Origin of the sequence: Shewanella sp. 4_MG-2023 (genome assembly GCF_030548015.1) — a bacterium.
Taxonomy (GTDB): domain Bacteria; phylum Pseudomonadota; class Gammaproteobacteria; order Enterobacterales; family Shewanellaceae; genus Shewanella.
Map to the genome: position 1 here is coordinate 43,876 of NZ_JAUORL010000027.1, position 17,471 is coordinate 61,346.

General features: G+C 42.6%; 15 protein-coding genes and 2 tRNA genes. 10 read left to right on the forward strand and 7 right to left on the reverse strand.

Going from position 1 to position 17,471, the window contains the following annotated elements; all coding sequences use genetic code 11:
* Nucleotides 1-51: 51 nt before the first annotated feature.
* The 6 genes from Q4546_RS14620 (at nucleotide 52) to parC (ending at nucleotide 7,494) form a co-directional block, all read left to right on the forward strand.
* Complete coding sequence (locus Q4546_RS14620; RefSeq protein ID WP_303446486.1) at nucleotides 52-486, forward strand: DUF1249 domain-containing protein; 435 nt, start codon at nucleotides 52-54, stop codon at nucleotides 484-486.
* Between the two features lie 39 nt (nucleotides 487-525).
* Nucleotides 526-1,365, forward strand: a complete 840-nt coding sequence (gene cpdA, locus Q4546_RS14625; protein WP_076539079.1) for a 3',5'-cyclic-AMP phosphodiesterase — start codon at nucleotides 526-528, stop codon at nucleotides 1,363-1,365.
* Between the two features lie 75 nt (nucleotides 1,366-1,440).
* On the forward strand, nucleotides 1,441-2,016 hold the full coding sequence (locus Q4546_RS14630; protein WP_102439948.1) for a YqiA/YcfP family alpha/beta fold hydrolase: 576 nt from the start codon (nucleotides 1,441-1,443) through the stop codon (nucleotides 2,014-2,016).
* 56 nt (nucleotides 2,017-2,072) lie between these two features.
* Complete coding sequence (gene parE, locus Q4546_RS14635; protein WP_102439947.1) at nucleotides 2,073-3,959, forward strand: DNA topoisomerase IV subunit B; 1,887 nt, start codon at nucleotides 2,073-2,075, stop codon at nucleotides 3,957-3,959.
* A gap of 169 nt (nucleotides 3,960-4,128) precedes the next feature.
* Nucleotides 4,129-5,184, forward strand: coding sequence for a sorbosone dehydrogenase family protein (locus tag Q4546_RS14640; RefSeq protein ID WP_241901088.1), 1,056 nt, complete (start codon nucleotides 4,129-4,131; stop codon nucleotides 5,182-5,184).
* An 18-nt stretch (nucleotides 5,185-5,202) separates the two neighbouring features.
* Nucleotides 5,203-7,494 carry a DNA topoisomerase IV subunit A gene (gene parC / locus Q4546_RS14645; protein ID WP_102439945.1) on the forward strand — a complete coding sequence of 764 codons (2,292 nt, stop codon included), beginning with the start codon at nucleotides 5,203-5,205 and terminating at the stop codon, nucleotides 7,492-7,494.
* A gap of 130 nt (nucleotides 7,495-7,624) precedes the next feature.
* Here parC and Q4546_RS14650 read toward each other — a convergent pair whose 3' ends face one another.
* Nucleotides 7,625-7,819 carry a bacterioferritin-associated ferredoxin gene (locus Q4546_RS14650; RefSeq protein WP_076539068.1) on the reverse strand — a complete coding sequence of 65 codons (195 nt, stop codon included), beginning with the start codon at nucleotides 7,817-7,819 and terminating at the stop codon, nucleotides 7,625-7,627.
* A gap of 380 nt (nucleotides 7,820-8,199) precedes the next feature.
* Nucleotides 8,200-9,126: a D-2-hydroxyacid dehydrogenase gene (locus Q4546_RS14655; RefSeq protein ID WP_303446487.1), complete on the reverse strand. Its 927-nt coding sequence runs from the start codon at nucleotides 9,124-9,126 to the stop codon at nucleotides 8,200-8,202.
* Nucleotides 9,127-9,161: 35 nt separating this feature from the next.
* Between Q4546_RS14655 and Q4546_RS14660 the strand changes: the two genes are divergently transcribed.
* Nucleotides 9,162-9,494, forward strand: a complete 333-nt coding sequence (locus Q4546_RS14660) for a DUF3392 domain-containing protein (protein WP_102439943.1) — start codon at nucleotides 9,162-9,164, stop codon at nucleotides 9,492-9,494.
* A 32-nt stretch (nucleotides 9,495-9,526) separates the two neighbouring features.
* Here the strand turns inward: Q4546_RS14660 and Q4546_RS14665 are convergent, their stop codons facing one another.
* From Q4546_RS14665 to rsgA, 5 genes are all read right to left on the reverse strand, one after another.
* Complete coding sequence (locus tag Q4546_RS14665) at nucleotides 9,527-10,270, reverse strand: glycerophosphodiester phosphodiesterase (protein WP_102439942.1); 744 nt, start codon at nucleotides 10,268-10,270, stop codon at nucleotides 9,527-9,529.
* A gap of 4 nt (nucleotides 10,271-10,274) precedes the next feature.
* Complete coding sequence (locus Q4546_RS14670) at nucleotides 10,275-13,478, reverse strand: mechanosensitive ion channel domain-containing protein (RefSeq protein WP_102475906.1); 3,204 nt, start codon at nucleotides 13,476-13,478, stop codon at nucleotides 10,275-10,277.
* A gap of 52 nt (nucleotides 13,479-13,530) precedes the next feature.
* Nucleotides 13,531-14,421, reverse strand: a complete 891-nt coding sequence (locus Q4546_RS14675) for a DMT family transporter (RefSeq protein WP_241903573.1) — start codon at nucleotides 14,419-14,421, stop codon at nucleotides 13,531-13,533.
* 35 nt (nucleotides 14,422-14,456) lie between these two features.
* Nucleotides 14,457-15,317, reverse strand: a complete 861-nt coding sequence (asd, locus tag Q4546_RS14680; protein WP_303446488.1) for an archaetidylserine decarboxylase — start codon at nucleotides 15,315-15,317, stop codon at nucleotides 14,457-14,459.
* A 66-nt stretch (nucleotides 15,318-15,383) separates the two neighbouring features.
* Nucleotides 15,384-16,439: a small ribosomal subunit biogenesis GTPase RsgA gene (rsgA, locus tag Q4546_RS14685; RefSeq protein ID WP_102439939.1), complete on the reverse strand. Its 1,056-nt coding sequence runs from the start codon at nucleotides 16,437-16,439 to the stop codon at nucleotides 15,384-15,386.
* 113 nt (nucleotides 16,440-16,552) lie between these two features.
* Here rsgA and orn point away from each other — a divergent pair, with 113 nt between their 5' ends.
* The 3 genes from orn (at nucleotide 16,553) to Q4546_RS14700 (ending at nucleotide 17,470) form a co-directional block, all read left to right on the forward strand.
* Complete coding sequence (gene orn, locus Q4546_RS14690) at nucleotides 16,553-17,098, forward strand: oligoribonuclease (protein ID WP_102439938.1); 546 nt, start codon at nucleotides 16,553-16,555, stop codon at nucleotides 17,096-17,098.
* 128 nt (nucleotides 17,099-17,226) lie between these two features.
* A tRNA-Gly gene (locus tag Q4546_RS14695) sits at nucleotides 17,227-17,302 on the forward strand.
* A gap of 92 nt (nucleotides 17,303-17,394) precedes the next feature.
* Nucleotides 17,395-17,470: transfer RNA gene (locus tag Q4546_RS14700), tRNA-Gly, on the forward strand.
* The last annotated feature ends 1 nt before the right edge of the window (nucleotide 17,471 follow it).

The window sequence follows — 17,471 nt, forward strand, 5'->3', positions numbered from 1 at the left end:
GCTTATCATCAATATTTAAGCGTAATGTAAAGCTAATTAAAGAGGTTTGAATTGAGTCAGCAAGTAACCAAAAATAAGTACCAGCCAAACGTGAGTGCTTTTTTAGCATTGTGCGGCCGTAATTATGCGCTGATTTTGAAATGGTTACCTGAAGATGGTGAAATTAATGAGCCTTGGACTGTTAAAGACCAATTTGGGCTATTAGATATCACGATTATTGAAAATACTAAATATACACAACTAATTGAAATAAAGCGGCATTTTCCTTTGGGAGATTTCCTTGCCACACCTAAAGCATGTGTGCGAGTCTATCATGATGCTCAATTAGCAGAAGTGTTAACTAGTCAACAGATTTATCGATTAAAAGCAGTGTATGATTATCCAAATGTACATATGCATCAAACGGATGAGAAATATCAAGTTAATGCATTTTTGGAAGAGCTACTTAAGATTGGATGCCGTCCCCAGCATCTATGTTCGACATAGTTCTGCTACATTGAATTAATTTATGTCTAGGATTAATTAGTGCTAAAAGAGCCAGTGAGTTACCCCATCGCTGAAACGGATGTCGTCAGGCTGATTCAAGTCACTGATCCTCATCTATTTGCCGATCCAGAAGCGCAGCTTTTAGGGGTGAATACGGCTGCCAGTTTTCAGGCGGTACTAGACACTTTTTTAGCATCAGATCAGCAAGCTGACATCATGTTGGCCTCTGGCGATATCAGCCAAGACTACTCTCCTCAGTCATACCAGCATTTTTCAAATGCAGTTACAAAACTCGATATGCCTTGTCATTATTTACCGGGTAATCATGATGACCCACGCTTGATGAGCTTGCATATGCAGGGCAAACAATTGTTTGGTCAGCAGCGCATTATCATTGGTAACTGGCAAATATTGATGCTGGACTCTACTGTGCGTGGTAAACCGGGTGGCTTTATGGCTGAAGATCAATTTAAATTGATTGATGCTGCTATCAAAGCTGATCCTGAGAAACACGTGTTACTGGTTATGCACCATAATCCGATTTTAGTGCAGTGCAGCTGGCTTGATCAGCATTGCATGATTAATGGCGATAACTTTTTACAGCGCATGGGGGAATACCCTCAAGTGAAAGCCGCGCTATGGGGCCATGTGCATCAAGCTATTGATAGTGAATATCAAGGCGCCAATGGTGCTATTCACTTAATGGCGACCCCGTCAACTTGTATACAATTTAAGCCAAAATCTTCTTATTTTGCCCTAGATGGACTTCAACCCGGCTATCGTTTGCTGGAGCTAGCTAGCAATGGTAGCATTCATACTAATGTTTATCGGGTGCCTGGCGAAAACTTCTCTCCAGATAATGATGCGAGCGGTTATTAGACGTTTTTTCGTTATTGGTTAACTTGATATTCATTCTGCTGTTGGAATTTCAATATCACCTTAGCGAGAGGAAATATGCTGCTCTATATACATGGATTTAATAGTTCACCTCTTTCAGATAAAGCCAAGGAAACGGCTGACTATATAAAACAACGTTTTCCGGATTACCCTTTTCACCAACCTCAACTTCCTTCATCACCTAAAGCGGCGATGACCTTGTTATGTGGTATTGTGGAACAAGCGAAAGCCGAAGGTGAACCGTTAACCTACATTGGATCGTCTTTAGGTGGGTACTTTGCTAGCTATTTAGCTGAACAATATGGCGGTAAAGCAGTGTTGATAAACCCTGCAGTAAAACCCTTTGAATTGTTTGATGGGTTTTTAGGGCCGCAATATAACCCCTATACCGATGAACATTACCAAGTATTACCGCAACATAAACTTGATGTTGCTGAATATAATACTGAAGTCATTCGTCGCCCAGATAGATTTTTAGTTTTTTTGCAAACTGGCGATGAAGTGTTAGATTATCGTCAAGCATTATCGAAATATCATTGTTGTCAGCTTCATTTAGAGGCCAACGGTGACCACAGTTTTATTGGCTACAAAAATCAGCTAGATAAGATATGTGATTTTTTACAAATTAAATAACAAGTTTTCTTTTCGGCCTGTAATATTGGGCCAATAATTGACCAAATGTGTGGACTATGAGCAATCAATATACTTCTGACGCTATCGAGGTTCTTAATGGACTCGACCCTGTTAAACGCCGTCCTGGTATGTACACCGACACCACCAGGCCGAATCATTTAGGTCAAGAAGTTATCGACAACAGTGTCGATGAAGCGCTCGCCGGTCACGCCTCAAAAATTGAAGTAGTATTGCACGCCGATAATTCATTGGAAGTGACTGATGATGGCCGTGGTATGCCTGTGGATATTCACCCTGAAGAAGGTATTCCTGGGGTTGAATTGATCCTCACTAAATTGCACGCCGGTGGTAAGTTCTCGAATAAAAATTACCAATTCTCTGGTGGTTTGCACGGGGTAGGTATTTCGGTGGTGAATGCCTTATCGACTCGGGTTGAAATTACCGTTCGTCGTGATGCTCAAGTGTATGATATGGCATTTGAAAATGGTGACAAGGTCGAAGACTTACGTGTTACCGGCACCTGTGGTCGTCGTAATACCGGTACCCGAGTTCATTTTTGGCCAGATGCCAGTTATTTTGACTCAGGTAACTTCTCGCTTACTAAGCTACTTTATTTATTGCGGGCTAAAGCTGTGCTTTGCCCTGGTTTACGGATTAAGTTTAGCAATAAGCAAAACGGTGAAGTACATGAGTGGTTTTACGAAAGTGGCTTAACTGATTACTTAAAAGAAGCGGTAAAAGATTCGGTCTTGTTACCTGAAGAGCCATTCATTGGTAGTTTTACCGGTAAAATGGACGCGGCAGAGTGGGCCATTACTTGGCTACCTGAAGGTGGAGATAGTTTGTATGAAAGTTACGTTAACTTGATCCCTACGCCACTTGGCGGGACTCACGTTAATGGTTTCAGACAAGGCTTATTGGAGTCGATGCGCGAGTTCTGCGAGTTTCGTAATCTGGTGCCTCGAGGCATTAAGCTCTCACCTGAAGATATTTGGGATAAAGCCTCATTTATTTTATCTATCAAAATGCAGGACCCACAATTTTCCGGTCAAACTAAAGAGAAGCTTTCAAGCCGTCAAAGCTCTGCCTTTGTTTCTGGTATTGTTCGTGATGCTTTCTCGCTATGGCTTAACTCTAATACCGAGCAAGCTGAACAATTAGCTGAACTTTGTATTAACAATGCTCAAAAACGCTTAAAAGCGGCTAAAAAAGTAGCCCGTAAAAAAGTTACTTCAGGGCCGGCTTTACCGGGTAAATTAACTGATTGTAGTGGCCAAGACCCAATGCGCGGTGAGCTATTTCTAGTGGAGGGTGACTCTGCGGGTGGTAGTGCTAAACAGGCGCGCGATCGTGAGTTTCAAGCGATTATGCCCCTTAGAGGTAAGATTTTAAATACCTGGGAAGTGGACGCGTCACAGGTATTAGCCTCGCAAGAAGTACATGATATCTCAGTCGCTATAGGCTGCGATCCAGACAGTGCTGATATTTCAGAGTTACGCTACGGCAAAATTTGTATTCTTGCTGATGCCGACTCCGACGGTCTGCATATTGCGACCCTATTATGTGCTTTATTTATGAAGCATTATCGTGTGTTGGTCGAGAAAGGCCATGTGTATATTGCAATGCCACCGCTGTTTCGTATCGATTTAGGCAAAGAAGTTTTTTATGCTTTAGATGAAGATGAAAAAAACGGTATATTAGACCGAATTGTGGCAGAAAAGAAAAAAGGCAAAGTGCAAGTCACTCGTTTCAAAGGTCTAGGTGAGATGAACCCATTGCAACTGCGAGAAACCACAATGGATCCTAATACCCGCCGTTTGGTGCAATTAACCATTGATGATAATGAAGACACAGTCGCACTCATGGATATGTTACTTGCGAAAAAGCGCTCGCCAGATCGTAAAATCTGGTTAGAGTCTAAAGGTGATCTAGCTCAGCTGTAATTTACTCAGTTTTATGCCCATAACAATTGCCCATAACGATTGCTGATAGCAATTGCTTATAACAACAATGAAGGCAAAAATTACTAAGATGTCGAACATAAAATTTAAAATGGACTTTAAGCAAGCGAAGACAGCGTTAAAGGCGTTGTCCGTGCTTGCTTTAACACAAATGACTGTGGTTAAAGCTTTTGCAGCCGACACCATGATGATTACTGTGACTAAAGGATTTGGGCTGACACTGTATGCCTCAGATTTAGGTGATGCCAAACAAATGGCAATGGGCACTAACGGCACCTTGTTTGTCGGCTCAAAAAAGAGCGGCACCATTTATGCTTTAGTCGACTCTGATAACGATGGTCAGGTAAACAAACGCTACCTAATTGGTAAAGGCTTAGAGTACCCAGAAGCTATCGCGTTTCATGACGGTGATTTGTATGTCGCTGATCAAGACCGTATTTTACGTTATCAAGATATTGAAGACCGCCTTAGGCGTCCTGGTAGACCCAAAGAGGTGTACTCAGGGCTGCCAAGTGTTGAGCGCAAACATGCTCGTGGGATGAAGTTTGGACCCGATGGCCGACTGTATATCTCTATTGGTTCTCCGTGTAATGTGTGTGAAGCAGAAGCGCCATTTAGCAGCATGTTAGCCATTGATATTAAGACGGGTGACACCGAACAAGTGGCATCAGGATTAAGGCGGGTTATTGGTTTTGACTGGTCGCCGAGCAGCGCTAAATTATGGTTTGCTGATCAAGGCCGAAATTGGATGGGTGATACCATGCCAGCCGATGAAATAAACCGCATAGACGTAAAGGGTAGCCATTTTGGTTTTCCCTATATTCATGGAACCAATGTTGTTGAGCCTTCTTTTAAGAAACCAGACAACCTCAATGTTTCAACACCAGAATTTGAATTACCAGCGCATGTAAAACCAACCAGCCTACTTTTTTATCAAGGTGATAATTTTCCTGAGCGTTACCATCATCAATTATTTGTTGCTGAAAATGGCTCGTGGAATCGCTCAAGTAAAATTGGTTATCAGGTGGTGATGTTAGCCCTTGAAGATGACCAAATTATCAAGCGCGAAAGAGTCGTCAGCTTTTTAGACGGTGAGTTTCCCGTTGCTAGACCTTATGACCTGATAAATGCACCCGATGGTGCAGTGTTCATCTCTGATGACCTAAAAGGCAATGTATATCGCTTGTTTTATAAAGCGCCAGAATAATCACAGGAATATTAACTAATGAGTGATGCGATTGAATTAAGCCTTGATGGTGTAGAGCAAATGCCCCTACGCCGTTTTACAGAAGAGGCTTATTTAAACTATTCAATGTACGTAATCATGGATCGTGCTTTGCCACATATTGGCGATGGTTTAAAGCCTGTTCAACGTCGTATTATTTACGCTATGAGCGAGCTTGGATTATCAGCTCAATCTAAGCCTAAAAAGTCTGCTAGAACCGTGGGTGACGTATTAGGTAAATACCATCCCCATGGTGACAGTGCGTGTTATGAAGCTATGGTATTAATGGCGCAGCCATTTTCCTATCGTTACCCCTTAGTCAAAGGTCAAGGTAACTGGGGGGCGCCAGACGACCCTAAGTCATTCGCAGCCATGCGTTATACCGAAGCGACCTTATCAAAATTTTCAGAAGTGCTTTTATCTGAATTAGGCCAAGGCACGGTTGAATGGGGCGTTAACTTTGACGGAACTTTAAAAGAGCCGAAATCATTGCCTGCACGCTTACCGCATATTTTATTAAACGGTATTACCGGTATTGCCGTGGGTATGGCAACCGATATCCCACCACACAATGTGCGTGAATTAGTGTCTGCGTGTGTGGAGTTATTGGATAATCCTAAAGCGGAACTTGAGCGCCTAATGGAGCTGGTACCAGGGCCAGATTATCCGACCCAAGCTGAAATTATTACCCCAAGTAAAGACATTGCCAAGATTTATGAAACAGGTCGTGGCTCGATTAAAATGCGCGCGGTTTACGAGATTGATAGCGGCGAAATTGTCATTACTTGTTTGCCACATCAAGCTGGTAGCGGCAAGATTTTAGAGCAAATTGCTAACCAAATGCAGGCTAAAAAGTTGCCGATGGTGGCAGATTTACGTGATGAATCTGATCACGAAAACCCAGTACGATTAATCATTGTGCCTCGCTCAAATCGTGTTGATTGCGATCAGTTAATGGCGCATTTGTTTGCCACTACGGATTTAGAAAAGAGCTTTCGAGTTAACTTAAATGTGCTCGGCCTTGATGGTCGCCCAAGGGTTAAAGGCCTGAAAGAGATGCTAACTGAGTGGCTCAGTTACCGCATCTCAACCGTGACCCGTCGTTTGCAATACCGTCTTGATAAGGTACTTGCAAGGCTGCATATTCTTGATGCTTTGATGATTGCCTTCTTAAATATTGATGAAGTCATCGAGATCATTCGCTTCAATGATGAGCCGAAAAAAGAGTTAATGTCACGGTTTGATTTATCAGATAAGCAAGCCGAAGCGATTTTAGAGCTTAAGTTACGTCATTTGGCCAAGCTTGAAGAATTTAAAATTAAAGGTGAGCAAGAAGAGTTAGCTGCAGAGCGCGATAAGCTGCAACTTATTTTGGGTTCTGAGCGCCGCTTAAAAACCTTAGTTAAAAAAGAGCTCATACAAGATGGTGAAACCTATGGCGATGATCGCCGCTCGCCTATCATTGAGCGTATTGAATCAAAAGCCTTAACTGAGCAAGAGTTGACCCCAGCAGAGTCAGTGACCGTAGTGTTATCTGACAAAGGTTGGGTACGCTGCGCGAAAGGTCATGATATTGATGGCGAAGGGTTAAATTATAAAGCCGGTGATAGCTTCTTATGTAGTGCCAGCGGTAAGAGTAATCAGCCATCAGTGTTTATCGACTCGACAGGGCGGGCGTTTGCAACCGATACACATACGCTACCTTCTGCTAGAAGTCAGGGTGAACCAATCACGACACGCTTTAATTTAGCGCCAGGGGCGGTAATGCGCCATGTGTTGATGGGCGTTGATTCACAATGCTATTTATTAGCCAGTGATGCCGGTTACGGTTTTATCGGCTCTTATGCAGATATGGTGAGTCGTAATAAGGCTGGTAAAGCATTATTAAGCCTGCCTGCGAATGCGCAGTCCTTAGTGCCTAAATTGGTTAAAAAAGGCGTGCCTCAGTCAATTATGGCGATAACCAATGAAGGCCGAATGCTTATCTTTGATGTTGATGCCTTGCCGCAGTTATCGAAAGGTAAGGGTAACAAGATCATTGGTATCCCAACGGATCGCGCTAAGAGCAGAGAAGAGCTATTGATCCATCTTGATGTTATTCCACAAGAGGCGTCAGTTACCCTGTGGGCTGGTAAACGTAAGCTAACTTTAAAACCATCTGATCTTGAGCATTATCGTGGTGAGAGAGGCCGTAGAGGCGCGAAACTACCTCGTGGTTTACAACGGGTCGATAGTGTTGATATCGAGCTCGGTGCGCAAACGGATGCTGACATTGAGCCATCAAGCGATTAATCGCGCAGCAGAATAGCCATAAAAGAAAGACATAAAAAATGCTGCCAATGGGCAGCATTTTTTATGAGAATTTGATTTTAACCTGAGGATGAACTTAAGGCTTGAGTTAGCCTTGCTTTTTAGCAACAGCTTACGCCACTTCGTAAAATTTAGGTTCTACGTCAACTTGAGCCTGAATAATGTTGCTCGCCATACGTGCACATTTACCACATTGATCAGCAACACCTAAGCGTTTTTTAACGTCAGCTAAAGAGCTATCGCCATGTTTGCTTACCGCTTCTTTAATTTGGGTATCAGTAATTCCGTGACAAAGACAAACGTACATAAAGCCTCTTCAATTAATCTGATTCATATCTTAACTTAGACAATTCATAAGGCTAAGAAATGCTCGCTCGTTGACTATAATGCAATTCTAAATGAAAACCGTTCTCATTGCTAATAACTTTTTTATCAATTTCTTAATTGGTGCCAAGAATATTAGTTATTAAAAATTGCTAACTTGCTCACAATTACTGCTGCAATGGGAGTTTAATGCCAATATCGGCGTTATCAATTGGATTAAAAGGAAGAGGTCTTAGGGTTTTCAAGTCGGGAGGATATAGACTCCAGAGGGGGTTACTTTTATTCAATATCAGCTCATCCATGAGATTTAAATTACAGTATGACTTAATTGTTAGGCATTATGCTGGCGGTTAATAATAAAGATTAATAGCCCTTAAAAAAATCGACCAGATGCTTTAAAGGTTGCTGTGTTGTCCATAAATGGAAGTTTTCAACGAACACTTCTACCACTTGTTCAGGAAAGCTTGGGGCGGCAATATGGGGGGTGATAATGGCATTAGGGCAATGCCAAATAGGGTGGTCTGCGGGCAATGGCTCTTGATTAAAGACATCAAGGATTGCGTTTTGTTGTGGCTTATTGAGTAATTGCGCAGCTAAGGCATCTAAATCGAGCACATTTCCGCGGCCAAGGTTGAACAGCACACATTCATCAGGTAGTAATGCCAGCATGGTTTTGCTTAATAGATTCTCAGTTTCTAAGGTGCTAGGTAGCGTACTGGCGATGGTGTGTGCACTAGGCAAATAGTTAGCTAAGTGCTCAATAGTATCAACATGGTCAAAATGCGCCTTTGGCTCGCCGCTACGACTCAGGCCGGTAACCGTCATGCCGAAATGCTTCGCCGTTTTAGCAATATGCTGGGCAATCGAGCCGGTACCGAGTAACAGTAAGCCTTGGCCTTGTAAGGTTCTGTAGCTACCAGGGATCCATTGCTTATGTTGCTGCTGTTGTTTATATTTTGCATGCTCTCGCTGGTGGGCAAGTAAATAACCAAATAAATATTCACTCATCAAAGGGCCAAAAATCCCTTTGATATTGGTTAGGACGTAATCCCGTCGTTGTCTAGAACCTGTAAGGCGATCAACACCAGCAAAAGTGGATTGCATCCAAGTTAAGTTGCGACCTAAGTTAAGTAATGGCGCCGCAAGATGTGGCTCTGCAAACCAGATATCAGCCTCAGTAATACTACTAGGCTCATCGCCTAGAATTGTCAGATCCTTAAGGTGGTGAGCCGCTAATAATTGACGAAACCTGTCGTTATCTTGGGTTAACAATAATAACTTGTGTGCCATAAAATCCCTGTAAGTCGATTAAATTGAGGAAGTTAATGGATCAAATAATAGCATTTATTGCCCAGCTTGGCGCAATGCTTCATCCGTGGATGAGTGAAATTGCCACTGCGTTAGTGGCCTGTTGTATTGTGGTGTTTGCCACCGATATTAATCGGCTATTACGCAAGGCGTTATCGGGTCAGGGCTTTTTTGTCCGAACTTGGGTATTTGTACTGGTGAATGCTTTTGGTTACGGCTTAGGGATTGTCAGCGTTAGCCCGTGGTTAGCGAGGCAACTTAAATCAATGCCTTCACAATGGATGCTGTTACTGCTACTGGTGGCATTTTTTGCTGTTGGCGCTTGGGCGCAACGAAACAGGCAAGTTTAACGGTGTCACTTGCCTGTTGCTTTAGGGGGTATTTAGCCAAAGCATAAATGGTGGTCAGTTGCTTGAGAATCAGTGTCTTGTTGATTTAATTGCTGGATTACAGCGGCGGCTTTATCGGGATAGTTACTGAATATGCCATCTACGCCAATGGCGTTCAAAGCTTGAATGTCTTCGGCATTATCGACGGTGTAGACATAAATTTTAGCGCCGCGTTGATGGGCATCATTGACCATTTTATGGGTGACAAAATGTATATCAACATGGATAGAATAGGCATCAAGGGCTGATACTGATTCAGCATAGTTTAGCGGCACGCCCGCTAAAATGGGTGCCACTCTAGCATGGGGGAGATGTTGTTTAACCTCGAGTAAGTAAGGCTGATTAAATGATGAGATCAGTAGCTGATCTGGGCTAAAGCCAAGCTGCTCAATCATGTCGTTATAGCAAGCAATAAGAGGCGCGGCGGTGTGATAGCCTTTAAGCTCAATATTGACAATACAGCGACCTTTAATCAGGCCCATGACTTGCCATAGCGTCGGTAGTTTATGCTGCTTGATAGTCACATTATTGATAGTGTCTAAGCTACTTAGATGCACTAACCCTTGTCCTGAGGTTTTGGTTTCTAGGCGGCGATCATGAAATACAATCAGTTGCCCTTCCACATTATAAACATCAAGTTCAATGGCACTAACCTTTAACGCCAGTGCTTTTTCCATTGCCGCAAGGGTGTTTTCTACTTCATAACCACTCGCACCGCGGTGAGCAAAAATCAGCATTTATTTAACCTTTGATAATTTTATTAAATTCACGACTCTGACCATTATTGATATGGATTTCCATTTGTGGGTACGCCAATTCAACTTGGTTTTCTTTTAGTTTTTTACAAATACGTTTGTGAAGGTTATGCCTTAAGGGCCAACGATCGTTCATGTCTTTAGCATAGGATCTGACTTCATAATCTTGGGTGTGCTGGCCAAAACCTGCAAACCAGACTTCAGGCTCAGGGAAGGTCAATGATAAGTCACATTCTCTTACTGCTTGATGGAGTAAGGCTTCAACTTTTGATGGATCTGCATCACGCTGCACTGACACATAAACGATAACTCGGGTAATAGGATCAGATAACGACCAGTTGACCAGTTGTTCTGTAATAAAGGCTTTATTGGGGACAATAATCTCTTTTCTGTCCCAATCGACAATGGTTGTGGCTCGAATTTCAATTTTGCTGACGGTGCCGGTTAAGTCGCGAATGGTCACCGTATCGCCTATTCGAATCGGTTTTTCAAATAAGATAATCAAACCAGAAATAAAGTTAGCAAAAATTTCTTGTAAGCCAAAACCAAGGCCCACCGATAGCGCTGCAACAAGCCATTGTAATTTCGACCATTCAACCCCGACGGTGGAAAACCCGATTAACATGCCAAGAAATACCACCACGTAACTACTTACGGTGGTGATAGCAAACCCTGTACCTGGCGATAGCTCTAATCGTTGTAAAATGGTCAGCTCTAGTAAACCCGGCAGATTTTTAGCAATCATGGCGGAAAAGCCAACGGTGATAAAGGCAAACAGAATTGACTTTAAGGTGATCGGAATTTGCTGCTCTATACCGTTAACTACCGAATGGGTGCTCCATAAGGTAATGCCATCAAGGAAAGAAAACAGTGCAGTATGGGTTTGAGAAATAAGCCCAAGTAAACTAGCAAAAAAGGCTAAAATCAGTAGCGAACGTACTAACCCCAGCGACTGACTCGAGATAGTTTCCAGGTCGACTTTGGGCTCTTCATAGTTTTCAGAGACATCGGGGGTATTATTTAGTTCGCCACGCTCACGTTGCGCCAGTCTTTCTGCTCGTTTGGTTTTAGCGCGATCAAAGGCAATTAAACGGCGCTCGATTAGCATCCAACGCTTTAGTAGTTGGTACAACAATAAAAAGCCTAAGCCTAGCAATAAGGCTAATTGCAGCTGCAGTAATACTTGAAAGGCACTAAAATAGTAACCTATTAGGGCGAAAACAATGCTGGCGCAAGGCACTGTGATTAAAAATGCCCAAATGACTTTATGGAGTAATTTCATGTTCTTGCCATCATTGGCGTTGGCACGAAAATCATTAATAAAGGCATATAAATCTTTATATAGCATCAATAGCGAGATGGTGAATAAGAAAAATGCCAAACGACCAATACTGTTACGAATAAGCGAGCTATCAAGGGCTTCAGTAAAACCGATAATGCCAATTAATGGCCAGCTTAAGACAATAAAGCGCAGGGTTTTTTCTTGAAGGCGCCTAATTAAGGTTTCAGGTCTTCTAAAGTGACAGACTAAAATGCCATTATCACAGGCAAGTAATGCAAAGACTCGGTACACCAAGTAGCTGCCACCCACAGATAACACGCCAACCCCAATTGCATGCACCAAGTTCAGTTCTGAGGCAAATAAAATCCATCCAGCAAGTAGTACCGGTAATGGTTTTACTAGCGAATAACATAAACTTAGCGCTAAGGTTTTAGCGGTGTATTTGAATTTATCTTGGGTTACGTTACCCACATATTGACCATAATGTTCAATGGTTCTATTAAATTTAGGCGTCAATAAATCCTGGGCCATTAAGCACAATATCAAGGTGATCACCCACCAAGCCCAATATATATTTTGCTCTGCCCACGCTTGTTTAAGCAGTTGCCCTTGTTGGGTTTGCATCATCCATACGGTGGCATTCTTTAAGTCAATAAGCCACAAACCGGATATTGCCGCCGCATTGGGAACCCAAAATAAATGTTCATTGAGGGTGTTTTTAAGATCAAGATAAATCTGTGTTAGCTGCTCATAACTATTGCGCAGTTTAGCTTGCTCATTGAGGTATACATCATAGCTTTGTACTACTTGTTCGATTAGGCTTTGCTGAGAGGTAAGTAATTTTACTTGGGTATTATTAAGATACTTCTGATTGCTCAATTGTTGCTTATTTAACGCTTTTTGTTGCTCAGCCTGATAACGCTTTAGGCGTGAGTCAGCAACGGATGCCAGTAATTTATCTTGGTTTGTCGGCTTAGGTAAGGACTGCAGCATCTGTAAAAAACGGTCGCCAAATGCAGAGTTAGTTTCTACCCAGGTGATTTGCTCCTCAACATTAGCCAGCTGTAGCGCATGGGATTGGTATTGTTTCTCTGCTTTTTCTTGCAACTCGATGGTGTCTGAAATGGCATTATTTATACGGATTAATTCGTCAGCATACTGCTGATTTTGTGCGCTTATCTCTTGCGAGGCTTCATCGGCAAGTTGTTGCTCATCAATCAGGTTGTTGGCAATGGTATTGGCGGCTTTTTGTTGGCGATATTGATTGTTTTTTTGGTTTAACTGCTCAATTAATCGCTCTTGCTGGGCATGCTCTAAGCGCAAAAGCTGTAATTGCAGTTGCACGATTTGTTTTTGTTTAGGACCACTGGAGAGCTCAGAAGATAAGGTTGCGATATGTTGCTCAAGTAACTCAGCTTGTAAGCTTTGCAGCTTGCCTAAAGGGGTATCCAAAGGCGCTTGTCGGGCACGCTTATGCTGATTTAAGGCTTCTTTGGCTTGGCGTATTAACGTGGGTAAGGCTGTTTGTCTTTTATTAAGCTCAACTAACTGCAAGCTTAAATCATTTTCGGATTGTTTTTGCTCTGATAAATGGTAGTAAGCCATTGAGGCTTGTTGGCTAATATCAACATCGTCATTGATGATGATTGGCGCTGCGGGCTGATTGATTTTTGCAGTAATGCTGTTGATTGTGCCAGCACTTGTCGACTCAAGATCATCATAGCTTTGGGCTTCATTACGCAGCCTTGTGATACTTTGCTGGACATTGTCTATTTGAGTTGGAATGTCCACAACCGCGATTGTATTGGTATTTTTAGCAAAGCCCAAGCGCTTGTCTAACTGCAGCGGAGAGGTTGCAGAGGCAGTAAAAGAAATAATACAGAACAATAAAACCGCAATACGTATCATAGTTGGATGATTACTTAAGAGGGACTAATACAATGGTAACAAAAACCTGAGTTTACGCTTTATTTTTTTTATGATTTTGCTGAGTTTCGAAAATTGCGGTGGCTAAGATAATCAACCCTCCCACAGTGGTAGTGACATTGACTTGCTCATTTAACAATAGCAAGGCTAATACCGTGCCATAAAAGGGCTGCAGACATGAGACGAGTCCGACAGTTTTAGCGCTTAATTGACGCAGCGCTGAGGCAAATAAGGCGTGGGGGGCAGCGGTAAAAAATACCCCTAAAATGACAATTGTTGTCCACATTTCAGCCTTGATAGTATCTAATTCCACTTCTAACCACGGGCTTAACACGACTACAGCTACGAATGTTTGATAAAACATAGCCTGAGGGCCGCTATAACCACTGAAGTAGCGTTTATGGAGCAAATTGCGGCCAGTGAATAACGCAGCAGATAAAATACCTGTAGCAATGCCTAAGGTGACATCATTTTCGAGGTTGGCCTCGGGAATAAGTAACATCACTCCGATTAATACCACTAAACCTGAAATAACATCCACTAATTTAAGCCGTGTGTTATTGACTAGCGGCTCTATAAGCACAGTCATGACGGGGTAGGTGAAAAAAGCAATCATGCCAATGGCAACTGATGACAGTTGCATTGAGGCGAAATAGGTCACCCAATGCAAGCTAACAAGAATACCGAGGCCTAGGGCGACTAAGTAATGTTTGAATTGCTGTAATTGTAGCTTTTTCTTGCTTAATTTGACGATACAGCCAAGTGCAAAAAAGGCGATAACACAACGCAGTACTGTGATGTCTAGCGCATTGAGGGGGATAATTTTAGAAAATAGTGCAGTACCGCCAAATAGCAGTACTGCGATATGCAATTGAATTAACCCTGAGTTTGGATTCGATCCTTTGAAAGCGCCTGTTGGCATCATACTCGTTCAACTAACCATGTTGTGGGCAATAACGATTACTTTATATGGGCGAAGGCTTGACCCATGCGTGTGGTTTGCGTTGGCTCAACGCCTTCGGCAAAGCTTTCAATAGCGTCTTGAGCAAATAACATTACTACGGTAGAGCCTAACTTAAAGCGGCCCATTTCGGCGCCTTTTTCTAACGTCAGTGCTTCAGGACCTTCAGTTGGGTAATCCCATGTGAAGACTTGCTTACCACAAGGCGGGGTCACTGTGCCTGCCCAAACAGTTTCAATACTTGCCACAATCGTTGCGCCAACTAATACCATGGCAAGTGGGCCTACTTCAGTTTCAAAAATAGCGACAACACGTTCGTTACGGGCAAATAGCCCTGGTACATTTTGCGCAGTTAACGGGTTAACCGAAAACAAATCACCAGGAATATAAGTCATTTTCGACAAGGTGCCAGTGATTGGCATGTGAATTCGGTGATAATCTTTGGGTGCTAAATAAATCGTTGCAAACTCGCCATCATTAAAACGTTCAGCATCTTTAATCTGACCGCCTAACAGGGCTAAGGTGGTGTAGTCATGGCCTTTTGCTTGGACAATTTTGCCAGCTTGTACTGGACCACATTGACTTACTGCGCCATCAACAGGGTGAGCGACTGTTTTCGCATCTTCAACAATTGGGCGAAGACCCGGTTTTAATGCGCGGGTAAAAAAGGCATTAAATGTTTTATAGGCTTCAGGTTCACTTTGAGCCGCTTCAGACATATCTATTTTATACTGCTTGATGAACCATCGAATACCTGCAGTGGTGATTGCGCCAGCTTCAGCGGCAGCAAGTTTACCCACAAGACGTGAAAGTAAGTGTTTAGGTAAGATGTATTGCAAAGCAATTTTAACAGAGTCCAATTGAATACCCTTTTGAGTTGTTGAGGTTGTTATAATATAACAGTTAATATTTGTACGTCAGCGACGTTACTCGTCAGCGGCGCGGAAGTGGCGAGCATGTCGCTGTTCATCTAGGCTGGCAATAATGCGCTGGTAATTACTAAATCTATCTTGGGTTATTTTCCCATCAGCTAGCGCCGCTTGCAAGGCGCAACCTGGATCATCACCATGTTTGCAGTCTCTAAACTTACAGGTACCGATGTAATCTCTAAATTCAATAAAGCACCAGCCTACGCGCGGGGCAGGTAAGTGCCATAGCGCAAACTCTCGTACACCTGGAGAGTCAATTAAGTCGCCGCCACTTTGAAAGTGAAGTAACTTTGCCGTCGTTGTAGTGTGCTGACCTAGGCCTGAGTTATTGGATACATCGCCAATTGCTAGCTCTGCATCAGGCATCAGTGCATTAATCAGCGATGATTTACCTACACCTGATTGCCCTGCAAATACGCTAATTTTATCAGCAAGTAAGGCTTTTATTTGATCAACACCTTCACCAGTATGGCTACTGACCATATAGACGGGGTAACCAATCTGGCGGTAACGCTCTAATGCCACTTCGACTTCTTCACGATTGTCATCGGTTAATAAATCCATTTTATTAAGAATGATGACTGGTGGAATATCGGTGTCTTCAGCGGCAACCAAGTAGCGGTCAATAATTTGGGTGGTAAAGCTGGGTAAAATCGACGATACAATCAAAATTTGATCAATATTGGCAGCAATGATTTTTACGCCATCATATAAATCTGGACGAGTTAGCGACGAAATCCGTGGATGAACCGCTTCAACAATGCCCCCAATACCACGATCGGTTTCATTGGCAAGGCGCACTAGCACTTTATCACCGGTTACAAGGCTAGTGATATTACGGCGAATATTACAACGGGCGACAGTGCCATCTTCGGTTTCAATATCAGCATGCTGACCGAAACGTGAAATAACAATACCCTGCTGTTCAGGCCCTAGTAGACTATCCTGTAACTCGTTAGCAGAATCTTGTGTGTCTTTGCGTTTTAGGCGCTTACTCTGATTGTCGCGCATTCTGCGCTTTTGACCTTGGCTAAGTGGTTTCTTTTTACTCACAGGCTAATCTTCATTAATTTGGTGTTTTTGTGTCGCTTAAAAAAACAGTATGATACACCCTCTTTAATAAAAAAGCCTGAATTATGGGCTTTTGACAGAATAAGGCAGATATTATGGCTGTAAACTCAAGCAATCTAATTTGGGTTGATTTAGAAATGACGGGTCTAGAACCTAGCGTCGATCGTGTAATTGAAATTGCCACTATTGTGACAGATCAAGAGTTAAACGTATTAGCCCAAGGCCCTGTGGTTGCGATTCATCAATCAGATGAAGTGTTAGCCGGTATGGATGAATGGAATCAAACTCACCATGGACAATCAGGTTTAATTGATCGCGTAAAGGCGAGTTCATACACTGAAGAAGATGCCATTAGACAGACGATTGCCTTTTTAGAGCAGTATGTGCCAAAAGGTGCGTCACCTATGTGTGGCAATACCATTGGCCAAGATCGCCGCTTTTTGAACAAGTACATGTTGGAGCTGGAAGAGTTCTTCCATTATCGCAATATTGATGTCAGTACGATTAAAGAGCTTACCAAGCGCTGGAAACCGGAAGTGATGGATGGGCTGACTAAGAAGAATACCCACCAAGCTTTAGAAGATATCAAAGAATCTATCGAAGAATTGCAGTTTTATCGCCGCGAAGTATTTAAAATTTAACCGATCAGACTTTTTTTTTGAAATAAGGGTTGCAGTGTAGTGAATATTACATATAATGCGGCCTCAACTTTTTACAGTAAGAGTTATTACTGCAAGAGGTTGAAGTTTGAAAGTTGAAACACCAAAATGCGACATTAGCTCAGTTGGTAGAGCGATACCTTGCCAAGGTATAGGTCATCAGTTCGAACCTGATATGTCGCTCCAATTTTCAAATTAAAATTTATGTGCGACATTAGCTCAGTTGGCTCTGGTTCAAACGATACCTTGCCAAATGTTTTGATAAAGCATTAAGTTATGCGACATTAGCTCAGTTGGTAGAGCGATACCTTGCCAAGGTATAGGTCATCAGTTCGAACCTGATATGTCGCTCCAA

Bases quoted from the DNA above. Each gene is read 5' to 3' on its own strand.
- Q4546_RS14630 (WP_102439948.1), top strand. From the start codon at position 1,441: ATGCTGCTCTATATACATGGATTTAATAGTTCACCTCTTTCAGATAAA.
- parE (WP_102439947.1), top strand. From the start codon at position 2,073: ATGAGCAATCAATATACTTCTGACGCTATCGAGGTTCTTAATGGACTC.
- Q4546_RS14640 (WP_241901088.1), top strand. From the start codon at position 4,129: ATGACTGTGGTTAAAGCTTTTGCAGCCGACACCATGATGATTACTGTG.
- parC (WP_102439945.1), top strand. From the start codon at position 5,203: ATGAGTGATGCGATTGAATTAAGCCTTGATGGTGTAGAGCAAATGCCC.
- Q4546_RS14650 (WP_076539068.1), bottom strand. From the start codon at position 7,819: ATGTACGTTTGTCTTTGTCACGGAATTACTGATACCCAAATTAAAGAA.
- Q4546_RS14655 (WP_303446487.1), bottom strand. From the start codon at position 9,126: ATGGCACACAAGTTATTATTGTTAACCCAAGATAACGACAGGTTTCGT.
- Q4546_RS14660 (WP_102439943.1), top strand. From the start codon at position 9,162: ATGGATCAAATAATAGCATTTATTGCCCAGCTTGGCGCAATGCTTCAT.
- Q4546_RS14665 (WP_102439942.1), bottom strand. From the start codon at position 10,270: ATGCTGATTTTTGCTCACCGCGGTGCGAGTGGTTATGAAGTAGAAAAC.
- Q4546_RS14670 (WP_102475906.1), bottom strand. From the start codon at position 13,478: ATGATACGTATTGCGGTTTTATTGTTCTGTATTATTTCTTTTACTGCC.
- Q4546_RS14675 (WP_241903573.1), bottom strand. From the start codon at position 14,421: ATGATGCCAACAGGCGCTTTCAAAGGATCGAATCCAAACTCAGGGTTA.
- orn (WP_102439938.1), top strand. From the start codon at position 16,553: ATGGCTGTAAACTCAAGCAATCTAATTTGGGTTGATTTAGAAATGACG.